The organism is Mesorhizobium sp. CA14 (assembly GCF_020165195.1).
Classification (GTDB): Bacteria; Pseudomonadota; Alphaproteobacteria; order Rhizobiales; family Rhizobiaceae; genus Mesorhizobium.
The window spans coordinates 91,798-113,386 of sequence record NZ_JAIUHR010000019.1; the positions used below are offsets into that span (position 1 = coordinate 91,798).

A 21,589-nucleotide genomic window follows, 5' to 3' on the forward strand; every position below is an offset into this window, starting at 1 on the left:
GGAGGATGACATGCTGACCAAGACAGGAAACGTGGACGGCGCCGCGATCAAGAAGGCGATCGAGGGCCGTGACGGCAAGCTGCTATCGAGCTTCTACACCGACGATGCGCTGGTGCGCGTGATCGATCGCAACAATCCGCCGAGCAAGCCGCGCGAGATCCGCGGCCGCGCGGCGATCAGCACCTTCTGGGACGACATCTGCAGCCGTGCGATGACCCACAAGGTGGATACCACCGTCGCCGAGGGGGACAACCTCGCATTCATGCAGGCCTGCGCCTATCCGGACGGCACGAAGGTGTACTGCGCGGCGATGGTGGAGCTGAAGAACGGGCGGATCGCGCGGCAGACCGTCGTGCAGGCCTGGGACGAATAATTAACCGCAAGTCAGGGAGGAGAAAGAACATGTTCAGCGCCAGATGGCAGATCGACGCCAAGTTCGGTCACAAGCAGACCGCGCTTGAGCTGATGCGCAAATGGGAGCGTGAGATCGGCTCTCAGGTCGGGCTCGCCGACATGAAATTCCGGCTTATGACCGGTTCAATCGGCGCGCGAGAGGCGACGATCGAGGCCCATCACGAGGTCGAAAGCCTGGCCCAGTTGGAAGCGTTCTTCGCCAAGATCGCCAAGCTCGACGCGCATGCCAAATGGGGCAAGGAATTGGAGCCCTATGTGGTGTCGGGCACCAGCCAGTGGCAGATCTTTCGGATCGTGGAATAGCTGCACAGTCGAAGAGCCGGGACTGAGAGGCCGCCGGCGAGCACGAAGGGGCGAGTGGCTGCGAGGAGTGTGGCCGCTCGTCATCATCGGATCGACAAAGCCAGGGACCGAGCATCTGAGCACGGCCAGGTCCCGGCGGCCTTGGCTGCCTTGTTCATGGCTCTCCCGGGCCATGCCCCGCTGGTCCTTTCGGGCGAAGCGGCGCGCGCCGGATTGGTGCAACGTGCTGTTCCTGCATCATCCAACGCACCCGCCCGTCGAGGCGGCATAACGAAGCAACAAATGCGTCGCGCCGACGCCGTATGGCAATGGGCGCAATCAAGGGAGCAAACCGATGACCGACGAAACCCATGCAAAACTGCGTGAAAGCCTGCGCGGGGAGGTGATCCTGCGTGACGATGCCGGGTATGACGAGGCCCGCAAGGTCTATAACGGCATGATCGAAAAGCGACCGCTGCTGATTGCGCGCTGCGCCGATGTCGCCGACGTGATCACCGCTGTGAAATATGCGCGCGACAACGACCTGCTGATCGCCGTGCGCGGCGGTGGGCACAACGGTGCCGGATTGGGGATATGCGACAACGGGCTTGTCATCGACCTGTCGACGATGAAGGGTGTCCATGTCGATGCGAAAACGCGCACCGTGAGGGTCGCGCCCGGCTGCACGTCGGGCGACGTGGACCATGCCACCCATCCTTTCGGACTGGCTGTCCCGTCCGGGATCGTCTCGACCACGGGCGTTGCCGGCCTAACACTCGGCGGAGGGACGGGCTATCTCACGCGCAGATACGGTCTCACCATCGACAATCTGGTCGAAGCCGATCTGGTGCTGGCCGACGGCAGCGTGGTGACAACCAGCAAAGCCGAGAACCCCGACCTGTTCTGGGCGCTGCGCGGCGGCGGCGGGAATTTCGGCGTCGTGACCAGCTTCCTGTTCCAGGCCCATCCTGTGAACATGATCTTCGGCGGCCCGGTGTTCTGGGAGGCCAAGGATGCCCTGGCCGTGATGCAGACCTATCGCGACTACCTGCCGGAGGCGCCGGAAGATCTTGGCGCCTTTGTCGGCTTGAAAACCGTTCCCTCGACCGATCCCTTCCCGCGCGAATATTGGGGCAAGCGCGCCTGCGCCATCATTTCCTGCTACAACGGCACCGAGGAGGATGGCCGCAAGGCCATGGCGCCGCTGCTCGACAATCTGCCGCCGCCGATCTTCAACTGGATGGGCGTCATGCCGTTCCCTGCCTTGCAGGCGTTGTTCGATCCGCTGCTTCCGAAAGGCCTGCAATGGTATTGGAAGGGCGATTTCGTCAAGTCGCTTCCCGATGAAGCCATCGCGACCCATATCGCGCAGGCCGCCGCGGCGCCGAGCGAATTGTCGCTCATGCATCTTTACCCGATCGACGGCGCCGTTCGCCGCGTCGGCAAGAACGAGACGGCATGGAACGCGCGCGACGCAACCTGGTCAATGGTCATCGCCGGCATCGATCCCGATCCAGCCAAGGCCTCCGACCTCACCAAATGGGCCAAGAATTACTGGGCGAGCATCCATCCCCATAATGGCGAAGGCGGCTACGTGAATTTCATGATGGACGACGAAGGAGAAGCACGCGTGCGGGCGAGCTATGGCGCAAACTACGAGCGGCTGAGCCAGGTGAAGCGCACCTATGATCCCCTCAACGTCTTCCGGGTCAACCAGAACATCAAGCCCGCGACATCGGAGATCGGCAGGACGGCCGCTTAGTTTTTACGCTGCTTCCGCCGACACAGGGGACCGTCGCGCCGGGGTCGGATTGCCTCCGAATTGCTCTTCGCAATCCGGCTGGCAATCCGACCTTCCCACAAGAGGAAGGTAAAGGCGCCTAGCCGTGCGCCACCATCACGTGGCGAACGGCGGTGTAGTCTTCCAGCGCGTAGAGCGACATGTCCTTGCCGTAGCCGGATTGCTTCAGGCCGCCATGCGGCATTTCGTTGGTCAGCATGAAGTGGGTGTTGATCCAGGTGCAGCCATATTGCAGGCGTGCGGCCGTCGCCATGGCGCGCGAGACGTCCTTGGTCCACACCGACGAGGCCAGGCCGTAATCGCTGTCGTTCGCCCAGTTCACCGCTTCGTCGACATCCGAGAAGCGGGTGACCGAGACGACCGGGCCGAACACCTCGCGGCGCACGATCTCGTCTTCCTGCAGCGCCCCGGCGACGACGGTCGGCTGGTAATAGAAGCCGGAGCCCTCGCCCGGCTTGCCGCCGGTGGTGATCTCGATATGCTTCAGTTCGGAAGCGCGCTCGACGAAGCTCGACACGCGGTCGCGCTGCCGGCGCGAGATCAGCGGGCCGATCTCGTTCTCGGTGTCGTCCGGCTGGTTGTATTTGATGGTCGAGACGGCGGAAGAGAGGTCGGCGACCAGCTTGTCGTAGATCTTCTTACCGGCATAGATGCGGCAGGCCGCGGTGCAATCCTGGCCGGCATTGTAGTAGCCGAAGGCGCGCAGGCCGTTGACCACGGCGCCGAGATCGGCGTCGTCGAAGACGATGACCGGCGCCTTGCCGCCCAGCTCCAGATGCGTGCGCTTGACCGACTTGGCGGCCGCCTGCAGCACCTTCTTGCCGGTGGCGACATCGCCGGTGATCGAGATCATGTTGACCTTGGCATGGTTGATCAGCGTGTTGCCGACGCTGTCGCCGCGGCCGAGCACGACATTGACGACGCCCTCGGGCAGGATCTCGGAAAGGATCCTCGCCAGTTTCAGCGTCGTCAGCGGCGTCTGCTCCGACGGCTTGAAGACCACTGTGTTGCCGCCGCCGATCGCCGGCGCCAGCTTCCAGGCCATCATCATCAGCGGATAATTCCAGGGCGCGATGGAGGCGACGATGCCGATCGGGTCGCGCCGCACCATCGAGGTGTGACCAGGCAGGTATTCGCCCGCGACCTGACCTGGCATCGAGCGTACCGCACCGGCGAAGAAGCGATAGCAGTCGACGATCGCCGGAATCTCGTCATTGAGCACGGCGTTGATCGGCTTGCCGCAATTCAGCGCCTCGAGCGCGGCGAACTCCTTCGCTTCGGCCTCGATGCGGTCGGCGATCTTGAGCAGGTAGCCCGAGCGCTGCGCCGGCGTCGTGCGCGACCAACCGACGAACGCTTGTTCGGCGGCACTGACAGCGGCTTCGATCTGAGCCGGACTTGCCTCCGGCAGATTGAGGATGGTCGCGCCGGTCTTCGGATTGAGAATAGGCTCCTCGGTTTCGGTGCCCTTCTCGAATTTCGAGCCGATCAGCATTTGGGTGTCCATTGGATTTCTCCCTTAACAGGAGCGAATAGGGAGTAGCGAATAGCGAGTAGGGTTTGGCCATCGATTTCCCTATTCGCTATTCGCTATTCGCTACTCCCTATTCGCTGTTTTTCATTTTCCACTCCCGGCGATCTGGTCGCCGTCGCGGGTCAGGTAATAGGCAAAGAGGATCGGCAGCAGCGTCACCAGCACGACGACCATCGCCACGACATTGGTGACCGGGCGCTGGCGCGGGCGGATGAGCTCCTCCAGCATCCAGATCGGCACGGTCTGCTGCTGGCCGGCGGTGAAGGTGGTGACGATGACCTCGTCGAAGGACAGCGCGAAGGCAAGCATCCCGCCCGCAAGGAGCGCGGTCGCGATGTTCGGCAGCACGACATGCTGAAAGGTCTGGAAACCGTCGGCGCCGAGATCCATCGAGGCCTCGATCATCGAGCCCGAGGTCCGGCGGAAGCGGGCGACGGCATTGTTGTAGACGACGACCACACAAAAGGTCGCGTGACCGAGCACTATGGTCCAGAACGAGAACGGGATGTCGGCGAGCGCGAAGGCCGAGCGCAGGGCGATGCCGGTGATGATGCCGGGCAGCGCTATCGGCAGGATGACCAGCAGAGAGATGGCCTCGCGGCCGAAGAAGCGCGTCTGCGAGACGGCCGCGGCGCAGAGCGTGCCGAGCACCAGCGCGATCGCCGTGGAGATGGCGGCGACGCGGACCGACAGCGACAGCGCATCCCAGACGTCCGGGCGGTTCCAGGTGACGGCGAACCATTGCGTGGTGAGCCCCGGCGGCGGCCACACAAAACTCTTCTCTTCCGTCGTGAAGGCGTAGACGAAGATCAGCAGGATCGGCAGGTGCAGGAAGAGCAGGCCACAGGCGGCGGCGATCTTCAGGCCGAGCGGAGCGGATTGACCACGGTCAAAGCGCATCGAAAGCCCCCATGCGCTTGGCGCCCCAGAGATAGAAGCCCATGATGACGATGGGCACCACGGTGAAGGCGGCGGCCAAAGGAATGTTGCCGGCGGTGCCCTGCTGCGAATAGACGGCCTGGCCGATGAAGAGCCGCGAGGTGCCGATGATCTGCGGGATGATGTAGTCGCCGAGCGTCAGCGAGAAGGTGAAGATCGACCCGGCGACGATACCGGGCAGCGCCAGCGGGAACAGCACGTTGCGGAAGGTCTGTCCCGGCGAGGCGCCGAGATCGGACGAAGCCTCGACCAGATTGCCGGGCACGCGCTCGAGCGCGGCCTGAACGGGGAGGATCATGAAAGGCAGCCAGACATAGACGAAGACGATGAAGGTGCCGGTGAAGGAGACCGACAGCGAGTTGCCGCCGACGATCGGCAGCGACAGCCAGGCGTCGAGCAGCCACAGAAGGTTCAGCTTGGCGAGCAGCCAGGTGAGGATGCCTTCCTTGGCGAGGATCAGCTTCCAGGCGTAGATCTTGACCAGGTAGCTCGACCACAGCGGCAGCATGACGCCGAGATAGAACAGCGCCTTCCAGCGGCCGCGCGCATAGCGCGCAGCATAATAGGCGATGGGGAAAGCGATGATCGCCGAACCAAGCGTGACCAGCGCCGCCATCGTCACCGTGCGCAGGATGATGTCGAGATTGGCGGCCTGGAAGAGGTCGCCATAGGTCTTCAGCGTGAACTCACGGTTGATAAGGCCGGAGAACTCGTCGATCGAGAAGAAGCTTTGCAGGAGCAGCGCAAAGAGCGAGCCGATATAGACAATGCCCAACCATAGAAGCGGCGGCAGCAGCATGAGCAGCAGCAGGAGTTTCGGGCGGCGCCAGAAGAGGTCGGAGAACGCGCCGCGCATGCCGCCGCTGCCGGGGAGTATGGCGGGTGTGGGGTTGGAATTGAGGGCGGCGACGGTCATGGCGCCACCGTGTACGAACCGAGGCCGCGATCCTTCGCCCCCCTCTCTGTCCTGCCGGACATCTCCCCCTCAAGGGGGGAGATTGGATGTCGCGGCTGGTTTCGCCAATTGTCGGCGCTGGAAAGAGGGAGCCGGCGCCGAAACAGCTGATCTCCCCCCTTGAGGGGGAGATGTCCGGCAGGACATAGGGGGGCGCCGTAGAGCGCCTCCTCCGCGCGATTGGCCATCGTCCTAAGCACGGTCATGCCGGCTCGTCCATCAGATGCAGGCTGTCGCGGTTGAAGGTCAGCACCACCGCTTCACCCTCCGCCGGCAGCGCCGTTCCCGCCGGCACCACCGCATGCAGTCTCAGCCCCTCAGCGTCCAGCGCGAGCCTGGTCGTGGCGCCGAGATAATTCGTGCCGACCAGGCGGGCGGCAACGCCGTCTCCGCTTGCCGCGCTTGAAACGCGGATCGACTCCGGGCGCAGGCTTCCCCAGCGGTGCTGGCCAGAATAGCGCTGGACGAAATCCGGCGGCAGCACGTTGGACGAGCCGACGAAATCGGCGACGAAGCGCGTGTTCGGGCGCTGGTAGATATCCTCCGGCGTGCCGACCTGCATGATCCTGCCGTCGTTGAAGACGGCGACGCGGTCGGCCATGGACAGCGCCTCCCCCTGGTCGTGGGTGACGAAGACGAAGGTGATGCCGAGCACCTTCTGCAGCGACTTCAATTCCTCCTGCATGTTCTCGCGTAGCTTGAGGTCGAGCGCGCCGAGCGGCTCGTCGAGCAAAAGCACCTTGGGCTGGTTGACCAGCGCGCGGGCGAGCGCGACGCGCTGGCGCTGGCCGCCGGAGAGCTGGCCGGGACGGCGCGCGCCATAGCCCGGCAGGCGCACCAGCGACAGCGCCTCCTCCGCAGCTTTCAGCCGCTCGGTCCTGCCGACGCCCTTGACCATCAGGCCGTAAGCCACGTTGTCGAGCACGTTGAGATGCGGGAACAGCGCGTAATCCTGGAACACGGTGTTGACGTTGCGGCGGTAGGGCGGAACGCCCTCGGCGCGCTCGCCGAAGATCGAGATTGAGCCCGCCGTCGGCTGCTCGAAGCCGGCAATCAGCCTGAGACACGTCGTTTTGCCGGAACCGGATGGTCCCAGCATGGCGAAGAATTCGCCAGGCGCGATGTCGAGATCGACCGCGTCGACCGCGCGCACGCTGCCGAAATGGCGCGAGACTTGTTTGAAGGAAACGGCAGAGGTCATGGGCCCAGTCAGTTCAGTTGCCGGTTAAACGAAGGCGAGTTCGCACGGCGCCCTACCTCCCCCTCGATGGGGGAGGTCGCGGCAAAGCCGCGGGTGGGGGTGGTTGGAGCGCCAACGTCCATGCTGACCCCCACCCCGACGCTTCGCGTCGACCCTCCCCACAAGGAGGAGGGTAAGGGAGCTCACCGTCCGCCGATGATGCCGATATAATCCGACACCCAGCGGTAATAGGGAACGCACTGGTCGTTCTGGCTGGCGCATTTCGATACCGGCGTCTTCCAGAACTTGATCTTGTCGAAATTCTCGTAGCCGTTGGTCTTGCAGCCTTCGTCGCCGAGCAGCTCGTTGCCCTTGCAGGCGGCGGGCACGACCGGCAGCGAGCCGAACCAGGCCGAGACGTCGCCCTGGACCTTCGGCGACAGGGAATGCTCGAGCCACATATAGGCGCAGTTCGGATGGGCGGCGTCGGCTTCCATCATGGTGGTGTCGGCCCAACCGGTGACGCCCTCCTGCGGCACGGTCGAGGCGACCGGCTTCTTGGCGGCGACCAGCGTGTTCACCTGATAAGGCCAGGAGCCGGAAGCAACCACGCCTTCGTTCTGGAAGTCGTCGACCTGGATCGCGGCATCGTGCCAATAGCGGCCGACCAGCGTGCGCTGCGTGCGCAAGAGATCGAGCGCCGCCTTGTACTGGTCCTCATTGAGTTCGTAGGGATCCTTGATGCCGAGTTCCGGCTTGTGGAACATCAGATAGTTGGCCGCGTCGGCGATGTGGATGGCACCATCATAGGCCTGGACGCGACCCTTGTTCGACTTGCCGTCGGGCAGCTTCATCTCCTCGAAGACGACATTCCAGCTCTTGGGCGCTTCCTTGAAGACGTCGGTGTTGTACATCAGGATGTTCGGGCCCCACTGATAGGGAACGCCGTAATGCACCTTGTCGACGGTGAACCAGCGCGCGTCCTTGAGCCGCTCGTCGACGGTCTTCCAGCTCGGGATGAGATCGGTGTTGATCGGCTGCACGCGCTTGCCGGCGACGAGGCGCAGCGAAGCATCGCCCGAAGCGGTGACCAGGTCGAAGCCGCCTTCGTTCATCAGCGAGACCATCTCGTCCGAGGTGTTGGCGGTCTTGACATTGACCTTGCAGCCGCTTTCCTTCTCGAAAGCCGTAACCCAGTCGTAGTTCTTGTCGGTCTCGCCGCGCTCGATATAGCCCGGCCAGGCAACGATGTTGACCTCGCCCTCGCCCTTGCCGAGCTCCTTGACCTGGGCGATGGCCTGACCCGAGAAGGTCAGCGCAACCGTCAACGCCGTGCATGACTTCAGGAATGCATTCATCATCGATCTCCCATTGCTAGGGGCAGCGCTCTCAGGGCGCGGCTTTGTTCCCTGAGCGAAAGGTGCTGTGAAAAATCCGGTTTCGCAAATTCATTTATCAGAAAGTCGATATCGATTTTTCCGATAGATTTCAAAGCCGCTGCCGCGTCATACGCTGCGATTGCGCAAGGCCAATGAAGTCGCGCGCGGCCTGCGGCAGGCCGGAGCCGCGGCGCCAGACGGTGCCGACCTGGACCACCGGCAGCGAACCGGAAATGTCGCGCGATTCGATGCGGTCGCCTTCCAGCGACCAGGGCCGGTAGACAAGGTCGGGCAGCAGCGCCACGCCGGCGCCGGTGGCGACCAGGCTGCGCACCGCTTCCACCGAACGCGTGCGGAAGGCTACATGCGGCCGGGCGCCGATCGCCGACAGCAGCTTGCCGGTGTTTTCTTCGATTTCGTCGACGGTGAGCATGATCAGCGGTTCGGAGGCGATATCGCCGATAGAGATGATGTCGGCGCTGACGAGCCGGTGGCTGAGCGGAATCCATAGCCTGTAGGCCGAGACTTCCAGTATCTCCGACTGCAGCGCGGTGCGGTCGCGCAAGTTGGACGTGACCATGACGGCGATGTCGAGCTTGCCGCCGACCAGAAGGTGCTCGAGATAGTCGCCATTGTCCTCGATGGCGGACACCTCGACGCCGGGATAGGCGCGGCGGTAACGGGCGAGCAGATCGGACAGAACATAGCCGGCGACCAGCGAGGTGACGCCGAGCTGCAGCCGCCCGCCGGCGGCGGCCTGCTCGCTGGAGAAAGAACGGCGCGCATCCGACACATCGGCCAGGATCTTGGTCGCGTGGCGCAGGAACTGGTGGCCCTTGTGGGTGATGTTGAGGCCGCGCGAATGGCGCTCGAACAGCTCGACGCCGAGGTCGCTCTCCAATTCCTTGATCGCCTCGGTGACCGAGGATTGCGAAATCGAAAGGTTCTGCGCGGCGCCCGAGACGGTGCCCAGCTCGGCGACGGCGACAAAAAACTGCAATTGGCGGATGGTGAAGGCCATGGCCGGACTAAACACCGGCCAATGCGGTGCTGTGAAGTGGGCAAGTGCAAACTTGACAACCTCGCGAATCGTAACTAACTAAGTTACATGAAACGCAACAGCCGATTGTCCTCGACCCTGCATATCCTGGTCCACATGGCCGACGCGCCGGACCGGGCGCTGACCTCTGAAGAGCTTGCCGGCTTCATCCACACCAATCCGGTGGTGGTGCGCCGCACCATCGCCGGGCTGCGCGAGGCCGGCATCGTCACCTCGTCGCGCGGCCATGGCGGCGGATGGCAGCTCGGCCGCGCGCCGGACAGGATTTCGCTGGCCGAGATCAGCGCAGCGCTCGGCGAGACGCTGTTGCCGTTCAGCACCGAGCCGGAAAGCCCCGGATGCCTGGTCGAGCAGGCGGTGATCGCCGTGCTCGACGATTTTCGCCTGGAGGCGGAAAGGCTGCTCATTGAGCGGCTCAGCCATATCACGCTGGCCGACCTGACGGCCGATTTCCGCCGCCGTTACGACCTGATTGGAGTATCCAGCCATGCAGTATGATGTCATCGTCGTCGGCGGCAGCTTTGCCGGCCTCTCCGCCGCCATGTATGCGGCGCGGGGGCGACGCAACGTGCTGGTGATCGATGCCGGGCAGCCGCGGAACCGTTTTGCGGAACATTCGCATGGATTCTTCGGCCAGGACGGTCGGGCGCCGTCGGACATTCTCGGCGAGGCCAAGGCACAACTGCTCGCCTATCCCGCTGTCACGGTGATCGAGGGCCGCGCCGAGCGAGCGGCAATCGCCGCCACCGGCTTCGAGGTCGAGATGGACAATGGCGAGGGTTTCGGCGCGACGCGGCTGGTGGTCGCCACCGGCGTCCGGGACATCCTCCCGGACGTTCCAGGACTGGCCGTGCACTGGGGCAAGACGGTGCTGCATTGCCCCTATTGCCACGGCTACGAGGTGGCTGGCGGGCCGCTCGGCGTGCTGGCGACCGGACCGATGTCGCTGCACCAGGCAGAGCTGATCTCCGACTGGGGCGACGTCACGCTGTTCGCCGACGGGCTGTTCGAACCGGACGCTGACCAGGCGCGGATATTGGAGAAGCGCAACATCCGGTTCGAGCCCGCCAAGGTGAGCGAAGTGCAGGACGACGGCTCAGGCGGTCTGGTCGTCAGGCTGGACGGGAATCGCAGTACAAGCGTGCGGGCGCTGTTCACCGCGCCGCGCAACGTGATGGCAAGTCCGCTTGCCGAACAGCTTGGCTGCGCCTTCAACGAAGGTCCGCTCGGCCGGGCGATCGTCGTCGACGACAAACAGCAGACATCGGTGCCCGGCATCTTCGCGGCCGGAGACGCCGCGCGTTTGATGCACAACATCGCCTTCGCGGTGTCAGGCGGCGCGATGGCCGGGGTTGCGGCGCACCAATCGCTGGTGTTCGGGTAGCTGCTTCCCCTCCCGGTCAGGCCGTCGCAATGGTCAAGCGCGCGCCGGCATGGCTCAGCGCGGTGGTTATGTCGGGCGGCGGCGGCTGGTCGGTGGCGAGCTCGGAAAAGCCGTCGAAGCCGCAGACCCGCACCAGGCCCTGGCGGCCGAACTTGGTATGGTCGGTGACGACCAGCGAGCGCTGGCCGCGCGACAGCACCATGCGGGCGAACTCCGCCTCCTCCAGCTCGTAGTCGGTCAGGCCGGCGGCGGCATCGACCGCGCCGATCGAGATCACCGCATGATCGACCGAAAAACGGCTGACGAACTCGATCGCCGAAATGCCGAAAGCCGCGCCTGAATCGCTGCGCAGCTCGCCGCCGGCCATATAGACTTTGTTGCCGTTCACTGTCGCCAGCGTGCGGGCGATGTCGGAGGAATTGGTGACCACCGTCAGCCGGCGATGGCCGAGCAGCTCTCGCGCCAGGAAGGAGGTGGTCGTGCCGGTGTCGAGCATGATCGCCTCGCCATCGCGGATAGTGGCCGCGACCATCCTGGCGATCAGGCGCTTGGCTTCCGCATTCTCGCGCATGCGCCGCTCGAACGGCGCCTCGCCCACGATCGAGGAAAGGCCGACGGCGCCGTGCATCTTCAGCACCGAGCCGTCATCGGCGAGCGGCTTGACGTCGCGCCGCACGGTTTCCAGCGAGACGCCGAGCCGCTCGGCAAGGCTGGCTATGGTGATCGTGCCCTCCTCGTTGAGGAGCCGCAGGATTTCGCCGTGCCGTTTCGAATGGATCATCGAGGCTTCCGGGAATTTTGACCGATTTTAAAGCTTTGGCAACGCTTTGAAAGGAGTCGCTTATATTTTCGGGCAAAACACCCAAAAAAGGTCACAGCTTTTGGATTGACAGCGCTGCCGCGCTGGCACGACATTGACCTTGTGACAGGCTCGGAACTGCCGCGGGAGGGTGATGGCAGAGCCGCAACCTAGTGACCAGATCGCCTGGAACCAGCCGGGCGCGAGCTTTTATCGAATCCGCGGGGGCGGATGCCGGGATATCATACCTGGCCAAGGGGCTCGTCGGTGCGGTGCGGGATACCGATCCTGGCGTCTCGCACCGACGAGGCTTTTTTATTTTGTCCCATCGTCGTTGTCCCCCGGGACCGGCTGAGGCCGGAGCGAAGCCGTGAGTGCCGAAGACCGCATCCGCGCCTTGCCGTGCTGGAACGGCAGCATCGAGATCGAGCCGCTGCCGGGCGGCCTCAGCAACGCCAATTATGTCGTCACCGATGCGGCCGGGCGGCATGTCGTGCGTTTCGGCCAGGACTTCCCGTTCCACCATGTCTTTCGCGAGCGCGAGGTGATGACGGCGCGGGCCGCGCATGCAGCGAGCTTCGCGCCGGCCGTGCACTATGCCGAGCCCGGCATCCTGGTGACGGAATTCTTGGACGCCAAGACTTTCCTGGGAGAGGATGTGCGCGCCAATCTCGGGCGCGTGGCCGCGCTGCTGCGCGGCTTTCATCGCGAAATGCCGAAGTATGTCTCCGGCGCCGGCTTCATGTTCTGGGTGTTCCACGTCATTCGCGACTATGCACGCACGCTGGAGGAGGGCGGCAGCCGCAAGAGGAGCGAGCTGCCACACTATCTGGCTTTGGCCGACGAACTCGAGCGGGCGCAGAAGCTGCTGCCGATCGTCTTCGGCCACAACGATCTTTTGCCGGCCAATATCCTCGACGACGGCAAGCGGCTGTGGCTGATCGACTTCGAATATGCCGGCTTCAACACCGCGATGTTCGATCTTGCCGGCGCCGCCTCCAATGCCGGCTTGAGCGATGACGAATCCTTCGCCTTCATGACAGCCTATTTCATGAAGGAGCCGGACGGCGAAATCCGCCGCTCGCATGCCGCCATGCAATGCGCCTCGCTGCTGCGCGAAGCGATGTGGAGCATGGTCTCCGAGCTTTATCTCGACGCGCCCGGCATCGACTATGTCGCCTATACCGAGGAAAACCTCGTCCGGCTCGACGCGGCGCTGGAGAACTACCGGACGAAATACGGGACCAAGTCATGACCTTGCCCAGCCATGCCGAAATCGTCGTCATCGGCGGCGGCATCATCGGCTGTTCCACCGCCTATCATCTGGTGCGCGACCACAAGGCCGATGTGGTGCTGCTCGAGCAGGGCAAGCTGACTTCCGGCTCGACCTGGCACGCCGCCGGCCTTGTCGGGCAGTTGCGCTCGTCGGCCTCGATCACGCGCGTGCTCAAATATTCGGTCGAGCTCTACAAGGGGCTTGAGGCCGAGACCGGCCTGGCGACCGGCTGGAAGATGACCGGGTGCCTGCGGCTGGCGACGAACGCCGACCGCTGGACCGAGTTCAAGCGGCTGGCGACCACGGCCAAAAGCTTCGGCATGGACATGCAGCTTCTGTCGCCGGCTGAGGTGAAGCGCATGTGGCCGCTGATGGAGACCAGCGACCTGGTCGGCGCCTCGTGGCTGCCGACCGACGGGCAGGCAAGCCCCTCAGACATCGCTCAGTCGCTGGCCAAGGGCGCGCGCATGCATGGCGCAAAACTGTTCGAGGACGTGCGCGTCACCGGCTTCACGATGAAGGACGGCCGCATCACGGCGGTGAAGACTTCGAAAGGCGACATCGCCTGCGAGAAAGTGGTGAACTGCGCCGGGCAATGGGCGCGGCAGGTCGGCGCGATGGCCGGCATCAACGTGCCGCTGCAGCCGGTCAAGCACCAATACATCATCACCGAGAAGATCGAAGGGCTTGCCAGCGATGCGCCGACGATCCGCGACCCCGACCGCCGCACGTATTTCAAGGAAGAGGTCGGCGGGCTGGTGATGGGCGGCTATGAGCCGAACCCGCAGGCCTGGGCGACCGGACTTCCCGGCGGCGACGTTCCCAACGACTGGGAATTCCGCCTGTTCGACAACGACTACGATCATTTCGAACAGCATATGACGCAGGCGATCGCGCGCGTTCCAGCTCTGCAAATCGCCGGCGTCAAGCAGATGATCAACGGACCGGAAAGCTTCACGCCGGACGGCAATTTCATCCTCGGCGTGGCGCCGGAATGTTCCAACATGTTCGTCGGCGCCGGCTTCAACGCCTTCGGCATCGCGTCGGGCGGCGGCGCCGGCTGGGTGCTCGCGCAATGGGTGGTCGACGGCGAGGCGCCGCTCGACTTGTGGGTTGTCGACATAAGGCGTTTTTCAAGCCTGCATCGCGACCGCGACTGGGTCCGCGACCGCACGCTCGAAGCCTATGGCAAGCATTACACGATCGGCTTCCCGCATGAGGAATATCTGTCCGGGCGGCCGCGCATCGTCTCGCCGCTCTATGAGCGGCTGAAGACGCATCGCGCCGTGTTCGGCTCCAAGCTCGGCTGGGAACGGCCGAACTGGTTCGCGCCTGATGGCGCAGCCGCCGAGGACGTCTATTCGATGGGCCGCCAGAACTGGTTCGGTCCGGTCGGCGACGAGCACCGTCATGTGCGCGAGAAGGTCGGCATCTTCGACCAGTCCTCCTTCGCCAAATACGAGCTGACCGGTGGGGATGCGCTGAAGGCGCTCGACTGGGTCTGCGCCAACGACGTCAACAAGCCAGTCGGCCGGTTGACCTACACGCAGCTTCTCAACACGCGCGGCGGCATCGAGGCGGACCTCACCGTGTCGCGACTCGGCGAAGACCGGTTCTACATCGTCACCGGCACCGGCTTCCGCACGCATGACCTGTCCTGGATAAACGACCATATCGGCTCCGGCCTCGACGCCAGGCTGACCGACGTCACCGAGGATTCCGGCACGCTGTCGCTGATGGGACCGCGCGCCCGCGACGTGTTGCAGGCGGTGACGGAGGCCGACGTCTCGAACGCCGCCTTCCCGTTCGGCCATGCCCGCGAAATCCAGATTGCCGGCCATAGCGTGAAGGCGCTGCGCGTCACCTATGTCGGCGAGCTCGGCTGGGAGCTGCATGTGCCGATCGCCGCTACCGGCGAGGTTTTCGATGCGCTGATGGCGGCGGGCAAGGCGCATGGCATCCGCCCGGTCGGCTACCGGGCGCTGGAGTCGCTCAGGCTGGAAAAGGGCTACCGCGCCTGGGGTTCCGACATCACGCCGAACGACACGCCCCTGGAAGCGGGCCTCGGCTGGGCGGTGAAGCTTCGCAAGAACACCGACTTCGTCGGGCGGAGTGCGCTGGAGAAAGCGGCCGGCAAGGCGCCGGCGAAACGCTTTGCAGGCTTCACGGTTGGCGACCCGGAAATCGTGCTGGTCGGGCGCGAGACGATCCTGCGCAATGGCGAGCCCGTCGGCTACCTGACCAGCGGCGGCTACGGCTATACGGTGGAGAAGAACATCGGCTATGGCTATGTCCGCAATGCCGACGGCGTCAGCGACGAGTTCCTCGCCTCAGGCGACTATGAGCTTGTCGTGGCGATGGAACGTACGCCGGCAAAAATCCATCTCGAGGCGCTGTACGATCCGGCCGGGACGAAGATAAAAGCCTGATCCGCGCAGCGCGGGTCAGCTGACGCGCAGCGCAAGACAACGGCTCGGCACAGGGTCACCCTCGCCGGGCATAGAGGCATAAGGCCGTGTCTCTTCGAGGCGGCTTATCGTCCCACGCGCTTGCAGCTCGGCGATCCGCCCGGCGAAACCGGCGTCCCACAACGTGTTCTTCACCGTCAGCACGATGACGCCGCCTCGGCGGCAGATGCGTATCAGCTCGTCCAGGCCCTCGACCCCGACATGGCCGGAGGTGAAGACGCCGGCCGAGACGATGCCGGCATAGGTGCCGTCGGCGAACGGCAGAGCATCGCCCATCGCCAGGCGATGCAGCGCAGTGTAGACGCCCTTGGCGCCGGCCTTGTCCAGCATGCCTTGCGAGATGTCGAGCGCCTCGACCCTCGGATAGCCGGTGATGGCCAGCCATTCGCCGATCAGGCCGGTGCCGGCGCCGGCATCGAGCAAGGGTTCGGCGCCGCGCGGCAGGTGGCGGGTAAGCAGCGCCAGGCAGATCGTCGGGTGGCGATAGCCGGATGCCGACATGTCGGCGTCATAGGTCTCGGCCCAACTGTCATAAACCGCGGCCACTTCCTCCGGCCGCTTGGCGGCATAGGCCGCGCTTAGCGCGTTGTTGTGCTTGCCGTCCGCCATTTCTGCTCCCGCGCCGATTCGTACCCGCAATGGTAGCCAAGCGGCAAAAACTGTGGAACCGTTCCGCTATAAAACATCCTGTGATGGTAAAGGGGATGACGATGGACGAGGCGCGCGCCGCGTTGGCCACCATTCCGGCGCTGGCAGGCTATGACGGGCCGCTGGAGCGTTTGGCCGGCCTGACCAACAAGGTCTACAGGGCCGGCGAAGTGTGTCTGCGTATTCCCGGCAAGGGTACGGAAGAATATATCAACCGCGCAAACGAGGCGGTGGCGGCGCGCGAAGCGGCCAGGGCCGGAGTCAGCCCCGAGGTGCTTTATGCCGATCCCGCGTCCGGCCTGATGGCGACGCGCTTTATCGCCGGCGCCGAGACGATGTCGCCGGAGAAATTCAAGGCGCGGCCGGGCAGCCCCGCGCGTGCGGGCCAGGCATTCCGGAAGCTCCACTCTTCCGGCGCCATGTTTCCCTTCCGCTTCGAACTCTTCGCGATGATCGACGACTATCTGAAGGTCTTGTCGACCAAGGACGTGGCGCTGCCTTCCGGCTATCACGATGTGGTGCGCGAGGCAGGCGCGGTGCGCGCGGCGCTTGCCGCGCACCCTATCCCGCTCGCCGCCTGCCATTGCGATCCGCTGTGCGAAAACTTCCTCGACACCGGCGAGCGGATGTGGATCGTCGACTGGGAATATTCCGGCATGAACGATCCGCTGTGGGATCTCGGCGACCTCTCGGTCGAGGGCAAGTTCGATGCGGACCAGGACGAAGAACTGATGCGCGCTTATTTCGGCGGCGAGGCGAGGCCGGCCGAGCGCGGCCGCGTCGTCATCTACAAGGCGATGTGCGACCTCTTATGGACGCTCTGGGGCCTGATCCAGCTCGCCAACGATAATCCGGCCAACGATTTCCGCGCCTATGCCGACGGCCGCTTCGCCCGCTGCAAGGCATTGATGGAGACGGCGGAATTTTCGCCGCATCTCGCCGCCGTGCGAGAGGGCTGAACGCAGGCCTGAATCCTAATTCACGCCCTTCGGCACGTTCTCCGGCGGCACCTCTGTCTCCACCACCTTCTGGCGGTGGAAGATGAACATGCCGGCAAGCACGACGATGGCCGCACCGACAAGGATGCGCGGGCTGGGCACATCGCCGAAGAAGACCAGGCCGAAGACCACCGCCCACAGGAGCAGGCTGTAATGCAGCGGCGCCAAGGTTGACGCCGGCGCCAGCTTCAGCGCCCTTGTGATCATCAGATGCGCGGCGCAGGAGACGACGCCGAGCAGAAGCATGGCGCCGAAATCGAGCGCCGAGGGAGTGTTCCAGGCGCCGATTGTGAACAGGCCGCCGACAATCAGCGTGCCGATCGTCTGCCAGGTGACCAAAGTCGTATCGCTGGTGCCGCGCAGCAGGCGGCCGAGGATGATGGCGAAGCCGAAGGCGATGCTGCCCACCAGCGCGAAGGCCGAAGACAGCGAGAAGGCCGCCGAAGAGGGCTTCAGGATGATCAGCACGCCGCAGAAGCCGACAAGGATCGCCAGCCAGCGGCGCCAGCCGACCTTTTCGCCGAGCAGGAGGTGCGACAGCGCCGCGACATAGATCGGCCCCGCCATGTAGAAGCTCATCACGTCGGCGAGCGGCAGGTAGACGACCGCGGCATAGAAAAGCCCGGTATCGGTGGTGGTGGCCACGACGCGCAGGAACTGCAAAAGCGGCCGGTCCATGTGAAACAGCCTGCCCGTGCCCTGGTTGGCGATCATCGGGCCGAGCACGACGAAGGCGCCGATCGAGCGGATCAACACCACCTGCCCGACGGAGAAGCTCGCGACCAGCCATTTGCCCATCGCATCGTTCAGCGCGAACATGAAGTCGCCAGCCAGCATCAACAGGATGCCGGCGAGCAGCATGTTCCTGATCGTGAAATTGCGGGCGAGCGAAGCCATGCCGCTCCCTAGCGGCAAGCGGCCGGTTTGACGAGGGAAAATCGGCCAGCCGGTAAGACCAGCGACGGAAATCGGCTGGTTCTAGCCCGCCCTATGCCGCCGGTTCACCTGCGACGGCCGTCCCGCGATCGACAGCCGCGTTTCCTGTTTCGTCCGCTCGGCCACTACCTTGCCCCTGGCGATGACGGAGAGACGTTCGGGACGCAGACGCACGGCCTCGATCGCATTGCCCGCGTCGAGCACGACCAGGCTCGCCCGCTTGCCGACGGCCAGCCCCAGATGGTCGAGCCCCATGATGGCGGCATTGACATTGGTCACCATATCGAAGCAGCGCGCCATGTCGGCCGGGCTCGACATCTGCGCGACATGCAGGCCCATGAAGGCGACGTCAAGCATGTCGGCGGTGCCCAGCGAATACCAAGGGTCAAGCACGCAATCCTGGCCCCAGCCGACGCGGATGCCGAGCGCCTGCATCTCCTTCACCCGGGTCAGGCCGCGCCGTTTCGGGAAGGTATCGTGGCGTCCCTGCAGCATGATGTTGATCAGCGGGTTGGGGATTGCCGAAACGCCGGCCTCGGCGATGAGCGGCAAAAGCTTCGAGACGTAGTAATTGTCCATCGAATGCATGGAGGTGAGGTGCGAGCCGGCCACCCTGCCCTGCAGGCCGAGCCGTTGCGTCTCGAAGGCCAGCTGCTCGATATGGCGCGACAGCGGATCGTCGGTCTCGTCGCAATGCATGTCGACCATCAGCCCGCGTTTGGCGGCGATCTCGCAAAGCTCCGTCACCGAGCACGTGCCGTCAGCCATGGTGCGCTCGAAATGCGGGATGCCGCCGACGATGTCGACACCCATGTCGAGCGCGCGAATGGTATTCTTCAACGCGGTCGGCGAGCGATAGAGGCCGTCCTGCGGAAACGCGACCAGCTGCAGGTCGATATAGGGCGCGACGGTTTTCTTCACGTCGAGCAGGGCTTCCACCGCGAGCAGCCGATCGTCGCAGACGTCGACATGGCTGCGGATGGCGAGCAGGCCCATCGACACGGCCCAGTCGCAATAGGCGAGCGCGCGCTCGCGCACGGCCTCATGCGTCAAAAGCGGCTTCAGCTCGCCCCATAGCGCGATGCCTTCGAGCAGGGTGCCGGACGCATTGATGCGCGGAATGCCGTAGGACAGCGTGGCGTCCATATGGAAATGCGGATCAACAAAGGGCGGCGAGACCAGGTTGCCGCGCGCGTCGATCTCGGTCGGTGAAGAGCCCGGCAAGTTCGGTTCGATCGCCCGGATGGTTTCCCCTGCAATGCCGATATCGGCAATCCTGCCGTCCGGCAGCGTGCCGCCGCGCACGATGAGGTCGAAATCCATCTGTCGTCACCCTTTTCCCAAGAATCGGCACTCATCGTGGCTGAAAAGACTGCCTGGCGCAGCCTTTTCTTTCCCCGGCAGCCGAAAGGTTCCATCGCGCCGCAACTCGCTCTATAAGCCGCCTCTCGTCCTCGTGGCGAATCCGAAATTCTTGGCAAGCCAGAGACAGGATCGGCCGTTGTTTCGCTTCTTCCGCTCCACGGAAAACCAGCGCCTCATCGCGAGGCTGGTGAGGGAATCCTTCCACGAGCATAAATTCGGCTATGGCGCCGCGATCGTGTCGATGCTGGTGGTGGCCGCCATGACCGGCGCCAGCGCCTGGATCCTGCGCGAGATCACCAACGAATTCGTCGTCTTCAAGAGGCTCGACCGCGTCAACCTGATCGCGGCGGGCGTCGCGGCGATCTTCCTGCTCAAGGGTTTTGCCAGCTTCGTCCAGGCCTATTTCATGAGCCGCGTCGGCAACGCCATCATCGCCGACCGGCAGCGCAAGATCTACGATCGCATCCTGGCGCAAGGCATTGAATTCTACCATTCGACCTCGTCGGCCGAATTGATCGCCCGCATGACCAACAATGCGCAGGCCGCGCGCAGCGTGCTCGACCTCGTCGTCACCTCCTATGTGCGCGACCTGGTGACATTGATCGTCCTGGTCGGGGTCATGGTCTGGCAACAGCCGGCGCTGTCGCTGATCTGCTTCGTCGCCGGGCCGATTGCCATCTACGGTGTCAACCGCATCCTGAAGCGCGTCCGCAAGATCGCGGCGATGGAATTCATCTCGCTCGGCCAGATCGTGCATGTGATGCAGGAGACGGCGATCGGCGTGCGTGTCGTCAAATCCTTCAATCTGGAAGCCGCGATGCGCAAGCGCATGCACAAGGCGGTTTCGGACGTCGAAACCCGCGCCAACAACATCGCGACACTGGAAGCCGCCACCAGCCCGGTGATGGAAACGCTGGCGGGTCTGGCGATCGCCGGCGCCGTGCTGGTCAGCGGCCTGCTGGTGCTGCAGGGCGGCCAGATGCCGGGCAACATCATGGCCTTCATCGCAGCACTGCTGCTGGCCTATGAGCCGGCAAAGCGCCTGGCCCGCGTGCGCATCTCGCTCGAGACGGGCATCGTCGGCGTGCGCATGATGTTCCAGCTCGCCGACCGGCCGCTGACGCTCGCCGAGAAACCCGGCGCCGCGCCGCTGCAACCCGGTCCGGGCGAAATCCGCTTCGACAATGTCAGCTTCGCCTACCCGGAGAGCCCGCCGGTGTTCGAAGGCTTCAACCTGACGCTTGCCGCCGGCAAGATGACGGCGCTGGTCGGGCCGTCGGGCAGCGGCAAGTCGACGATCCTCAACCTGATCATGCGCATGTACGACCCGCAGACCGGCAGAGTGCTGTTCGACGACCAGGACATCTCCTTCGCGACGCTCGATTCGCTCAGGCGCAAGATCGCTTATGTCAGCCAGGACACGTTCCTGTTTGCCGGCACCATCATGCACAATATCCGCCTCGGCCGCGAGGGCGCGACCGACGAGGAGGTGATCGCCGCCGCCAAGGCCGCCAATGCGCATGACTTCATCAGCGCCATGGCCAAGGGCTACGACACGGAGGTCGGCGAGAACGGCTCGCTGCTCTCAGGCGGCCAGCGCCAGCGCATCTCGATCGCGCGCGCCATGCTGCGCAATGCCGAGATCCTGCTGCTCGATGAGGCAACCAGCGCGCTCGACGCCGAGTCGGAAGCGCTGTTCCGCGACGCGCTGCAGCAGCTCACCGCCGGGCGCACGACGATCGTGATCGCGCACCGGCTGTCGACCGTGCACCAGGCCGACACGATCGTGGTGCTGGAAAAAGGCAAGGTGCTGGAAAGCGGCCCGCACAAGACTCTGCTCAAGCAGGGCGGGCTTTACCAGAAGCTTTATGAATATCAGCTGATGCCGTGACGCGGCGCCTCTCCTTCTCCCCTTGTGGGAGAAGGTGTCGCCGAAGGCGACGGATGAGGGATGTTCCAGTTTGGCGGCGCCGCTCATCCAGTCGGAATTGGCCGACGTCTCACTCCGCTGGAGCACCCCTCATCCGTCTCGGCGCTGCGCGCCGATCCACCTTCTCCCACAAGGGGAGAAGGGGGAGCCTAGAGCGTTTCACTGCTCGATAGAATCGGAAGGGATTCCCGCTCGGTTGGATTTGTGATTCAAGATGCTGGCTGGATTGGAGGCCAGCATC

The 21,589-nt window shown here is 64.3% G+C and carries 19 protein-coding genes; 9 read left to right on the forward strand and 10 right to left on the reverse strand.

Annotated elements, in window-relative coordinates; translation table 11 throughout:
- Positions 1 to 10 precede the first annotated feature (10 nt).
- The 3 genes from LB565_RS19655 to LB565_RS19665 all read left to right on the forward strand — a co-directional run bounded on the left by LB565_RS19655 (position 11) and on the right by LB565_RS19665 (position 2,458).
- A complete protein-coding gene (locus LB565_RS19655) occupies positions 11 to 373 on the forward strand; it encodes a nuclear transport factor 2 family protein (protein ID WP_224586834.1) in 363 nt (120 codons plus the stop codon).
- A gap of 29 nt (positions 374 to 402) precedes the next feature.
- Positions 403 to 717: a hypothetical protein gene (locus LB565_RS19660; protein ID WP_224586836.1), complete on the forward strand. Its 315-nt coding sequence runs from the start codon at positions 403 to 405 to the stop codon at positions 715 to 717.
- 334 nt (positions 718 to 1,051) lie between these two features.
- Positions 1,052 to 2,458 (forward strand): FAD-binding oxidoreductase, encoded by a 1,407-nt coding sequence (locus LB565_RS19665; protein ID WP_224586838.1) that lies wholly within the window; start codon positions 1,052 to 1,054, stop codon positions 2,456 to 2,458.
- A 118-nt stretch (positions 2,459 to 2,576) separates the two neighbouring features.
- Here the strand turns inward: LB565_RS19665 and LB565_RS19670 are convergent, their stop codons facing one another.
- The 6 genes from LB565_RS19670 to LB565_RS19695 form a co-directional block, all read right to left on the reverse strand.
- Positions 2,577 to 4,004, reverse strand: coding sequence for a gamma-aminobutyraldehyde dehydrogenase (locus tag LB565_RS19670; protein ID WP_224586840.1), 1,428 nt, complete (start codon positions 4,002 to 4,004; stop codon positions 2,577 to 2,579).
- Between the two features lie 111 nt (positions 4,005 to 4,115).
- On the reverse strand, positions 4,116 to 4,931 hold the full coding sequence (locus LB565_RS19675) for an ABC transporter permease (protein ID WP_224586842.1): 816 nt from the start codon (positions 4,929 to 4,931) through the stop codon (positions 4,116 to 4,118).
- Positions 4,921 to 5,826 carry an ABC transporter permease gene (locus LB565_RS19680; protein ID WP_224586868.1) on the reverse strand — a complete coding sequence of 302 codons (906 nt, stop codon included), beginning with the start codon at positions 5,824 to 5,826 and terminating at the stop codon, positions 4,921 to 4,923. Before LB565_RS19680 ends, LB565_RS19675 begins: the two co-directional genes overlap by 11 nt.
- A 301-nt stretch (positions 5,827 to 6,127) precedes the next feature.
- Positions 6,128 to 7,126 (reverse strand): ABC transporter ATP-binding protein, encoded by a 999-nt coding sequence (locus tag LB565_RS19685; protein WP_224586844.1) that lies wholly within the window; start codon positions 7,124 to 7,126, stop codon positions 6,128 to 6,130.
- A gap of 182 nt (positions 7,127 to 7,308) precedes the next feature.
- Positions 7,309 to 8,463, reverse strand: a complete 1,155-nt coding sequence (locus LB565_RS19690) for an ABC transporter substrate-binding protein (protein ID WP_224586846.1) — start codon at positions 8,461 to 8,463, stop codon at positions 7,309 to 7,311.
- Positions 8,464 to 8,593: 130 nt separating this feature from the next.
- The gene (locus tag LB565_RS19695) at positions 8,594 to 9,505 is read right to left on the reverse strand and encodes a LysR substrate-binding domain-containing protein (protein ID WP_224586849.1); all 912 of its coding nucleotides are present in this window, start codon (positions 9,503 to 9,505) and stop codon (positions 8,594 to 8,596) included.
- 87 nt (positions 9,506 to 9,592) lie between these two features.
- Here LB565_RS19695 and LB565_RS19700 point away from each other — a divergent pair, with 87 nt between their 5' ends.
- The gene (locus LB565_RS19700) at positions 9,593 to 10,042 is read left to right on the forward strand and encodes an RrF2 family transcriptional regulator (protein ID WP_224586851.1); all 450 of its coding nucleotides are present in this window, start codon (positions 9,593 to 9,595) and stop codon (positions 10,040 to 10,042) included.
- Positions 10,032 to 10,928: an NAD(P)/FAD-dependent oxidoreductase gene (locus LB565_RS19705; protein WP_224586853.1), complete on the forward strand. Its 897-nt coding sequence runs from the start codon at positions 10,032 to 10,034 to the stop codon at positions 10,926 to 10,928. Before LB565_RS19700 ends, LB565_RS19705 begins: the two co-directional genes overlap by 11 nt.
- Positions 10,929 to 10,944: 16 nt before the next feature.
- Here the strand turns inward: LB565_RS19705 and LB565_RS19710 are convergent, their stop codons facing one another.
- Positions 10,945 to 11,709, reverse strand: coding sequence for a DeoR/GlpR family DNA-binding transcription regulator (locus tag LB565_RS19710; protein WP_224586855.1), 765 nt, complete (start codon positions 11,707 to 11,709; stop codon positions 10,945 to 10,947).
- 388 nt (positions 11,710 to 12,097) lie between these two features.
- Here LB565_RS19710 and LB565_RS19715 point away from each other — a divergent pair, with 388 nt between their 5' ends.
- Both LB565_RS19715 and LB565_RS19720 read left to right on the forward strand, forming a co-directional pair.
- On the forward strand, positions 12,098 to 12,982 hold the full coding sequence (locus LB565_RS19715; protein WP_224586857.1) for a phosphotransferase: 885 nt from the start codon (positions 12,098 to 12,100) through the stop codon (positions 12,980 to 12,982).
- Entirely contained in the window at positions 12,979 to 15,432 is a 2,454-nt protein-coding gene (locus tag LB565_RS19720; RefSeq protein WP_224586859.1) for an FAD-dependent oxidoreductase, read from the forward strand. The genes LB565_RS19715 and LB565_RS19720 overlap by 4 nt, the downstream gene beginning before the upstream one ends.
- 15 nt (positions 15,433 to 15,447) lie before the next feature.
- Here the strand turns inward: LB565_RS19720 and LB565_RS19725 are convergent, their stop codons facing one another.
- Positions 15,448 to 16,080, reverse strand: a complete 633-nt coding sequence (locus tag LB565_RS19725) for a class I SAM-dependent DNA methyltransferase (RefSeq protein ID WP_224586860.1) — start codon at positions 16,078 to 16,080, stop codon at positions 15,448 to 15,450.
- A gap of 95 nt (positions 16,081 to 16,175) precedes the next feature.
- On the opposite strand from LB565_RS19725, the gene LB565_RS19730 reads away from it, so the two are divergent.
- Positions 16,176 to 17,078 (forward strand): phosphotransferase family protein, encoded by a 903-nt coding sequence (locus tag LB565_RS19730; RefSeq protein WP_224586861.1) that lies wholly within the window; start codon positions 16,176 to 16,178, stop codon positions 17,076 to 17,078.
- Between the two features lie 15 nt (positions 17,079 to 17,093).
- Here the strand turns inward: LB565_RS19730 and LB565_RS19735 are convergent, their stop codons facing one another.
- Positions 17,094 to 18,014, reverse strand: coding sequence for a DMT family transporter (locus tag LB565_RS19735; RefSeq protein WP_224586862.1), 921 nt, complete (start codon positions 18,012 to 18,014; stop codon positions 17,094 to 17,096).
- An 81-nt stretch (positions 18,015 to 18,095) separates the two neighbouring features.
- The gene (locus LB565_RS19740; RefSeq protein ID WP_224586863.1) at positions 18,096 to 19,376 is read right to left on the reverse strand and encodes an amidohydrolase family protein; all 1,281 of its coding nucleotides are present in this window, start codon (positions 19,374 to 19,376) and stop codon (positions 18,096 to 18,098) included.
- Positions 19,377 to 19,554: 178 nt separating this feature from the next.
- Here LB565_RS19740 and LB565_RS19745 point away from each other — a divergent pair, with 178 nt between their 5' ends.
- Complete coding sequence (locus LB565_RS19745) at positions 19,555 to 21,309, forward strand: ABC transporter ATP-binding protein (RefSeq protein ID WP_224586864.1); 1,755 nt, start codon at positions 19,555 to 19,557, stop codon at positions 21,307 to 21,309.
- Positions 21,310 to 21,589 lie beyond the last annotated feature (280 nt).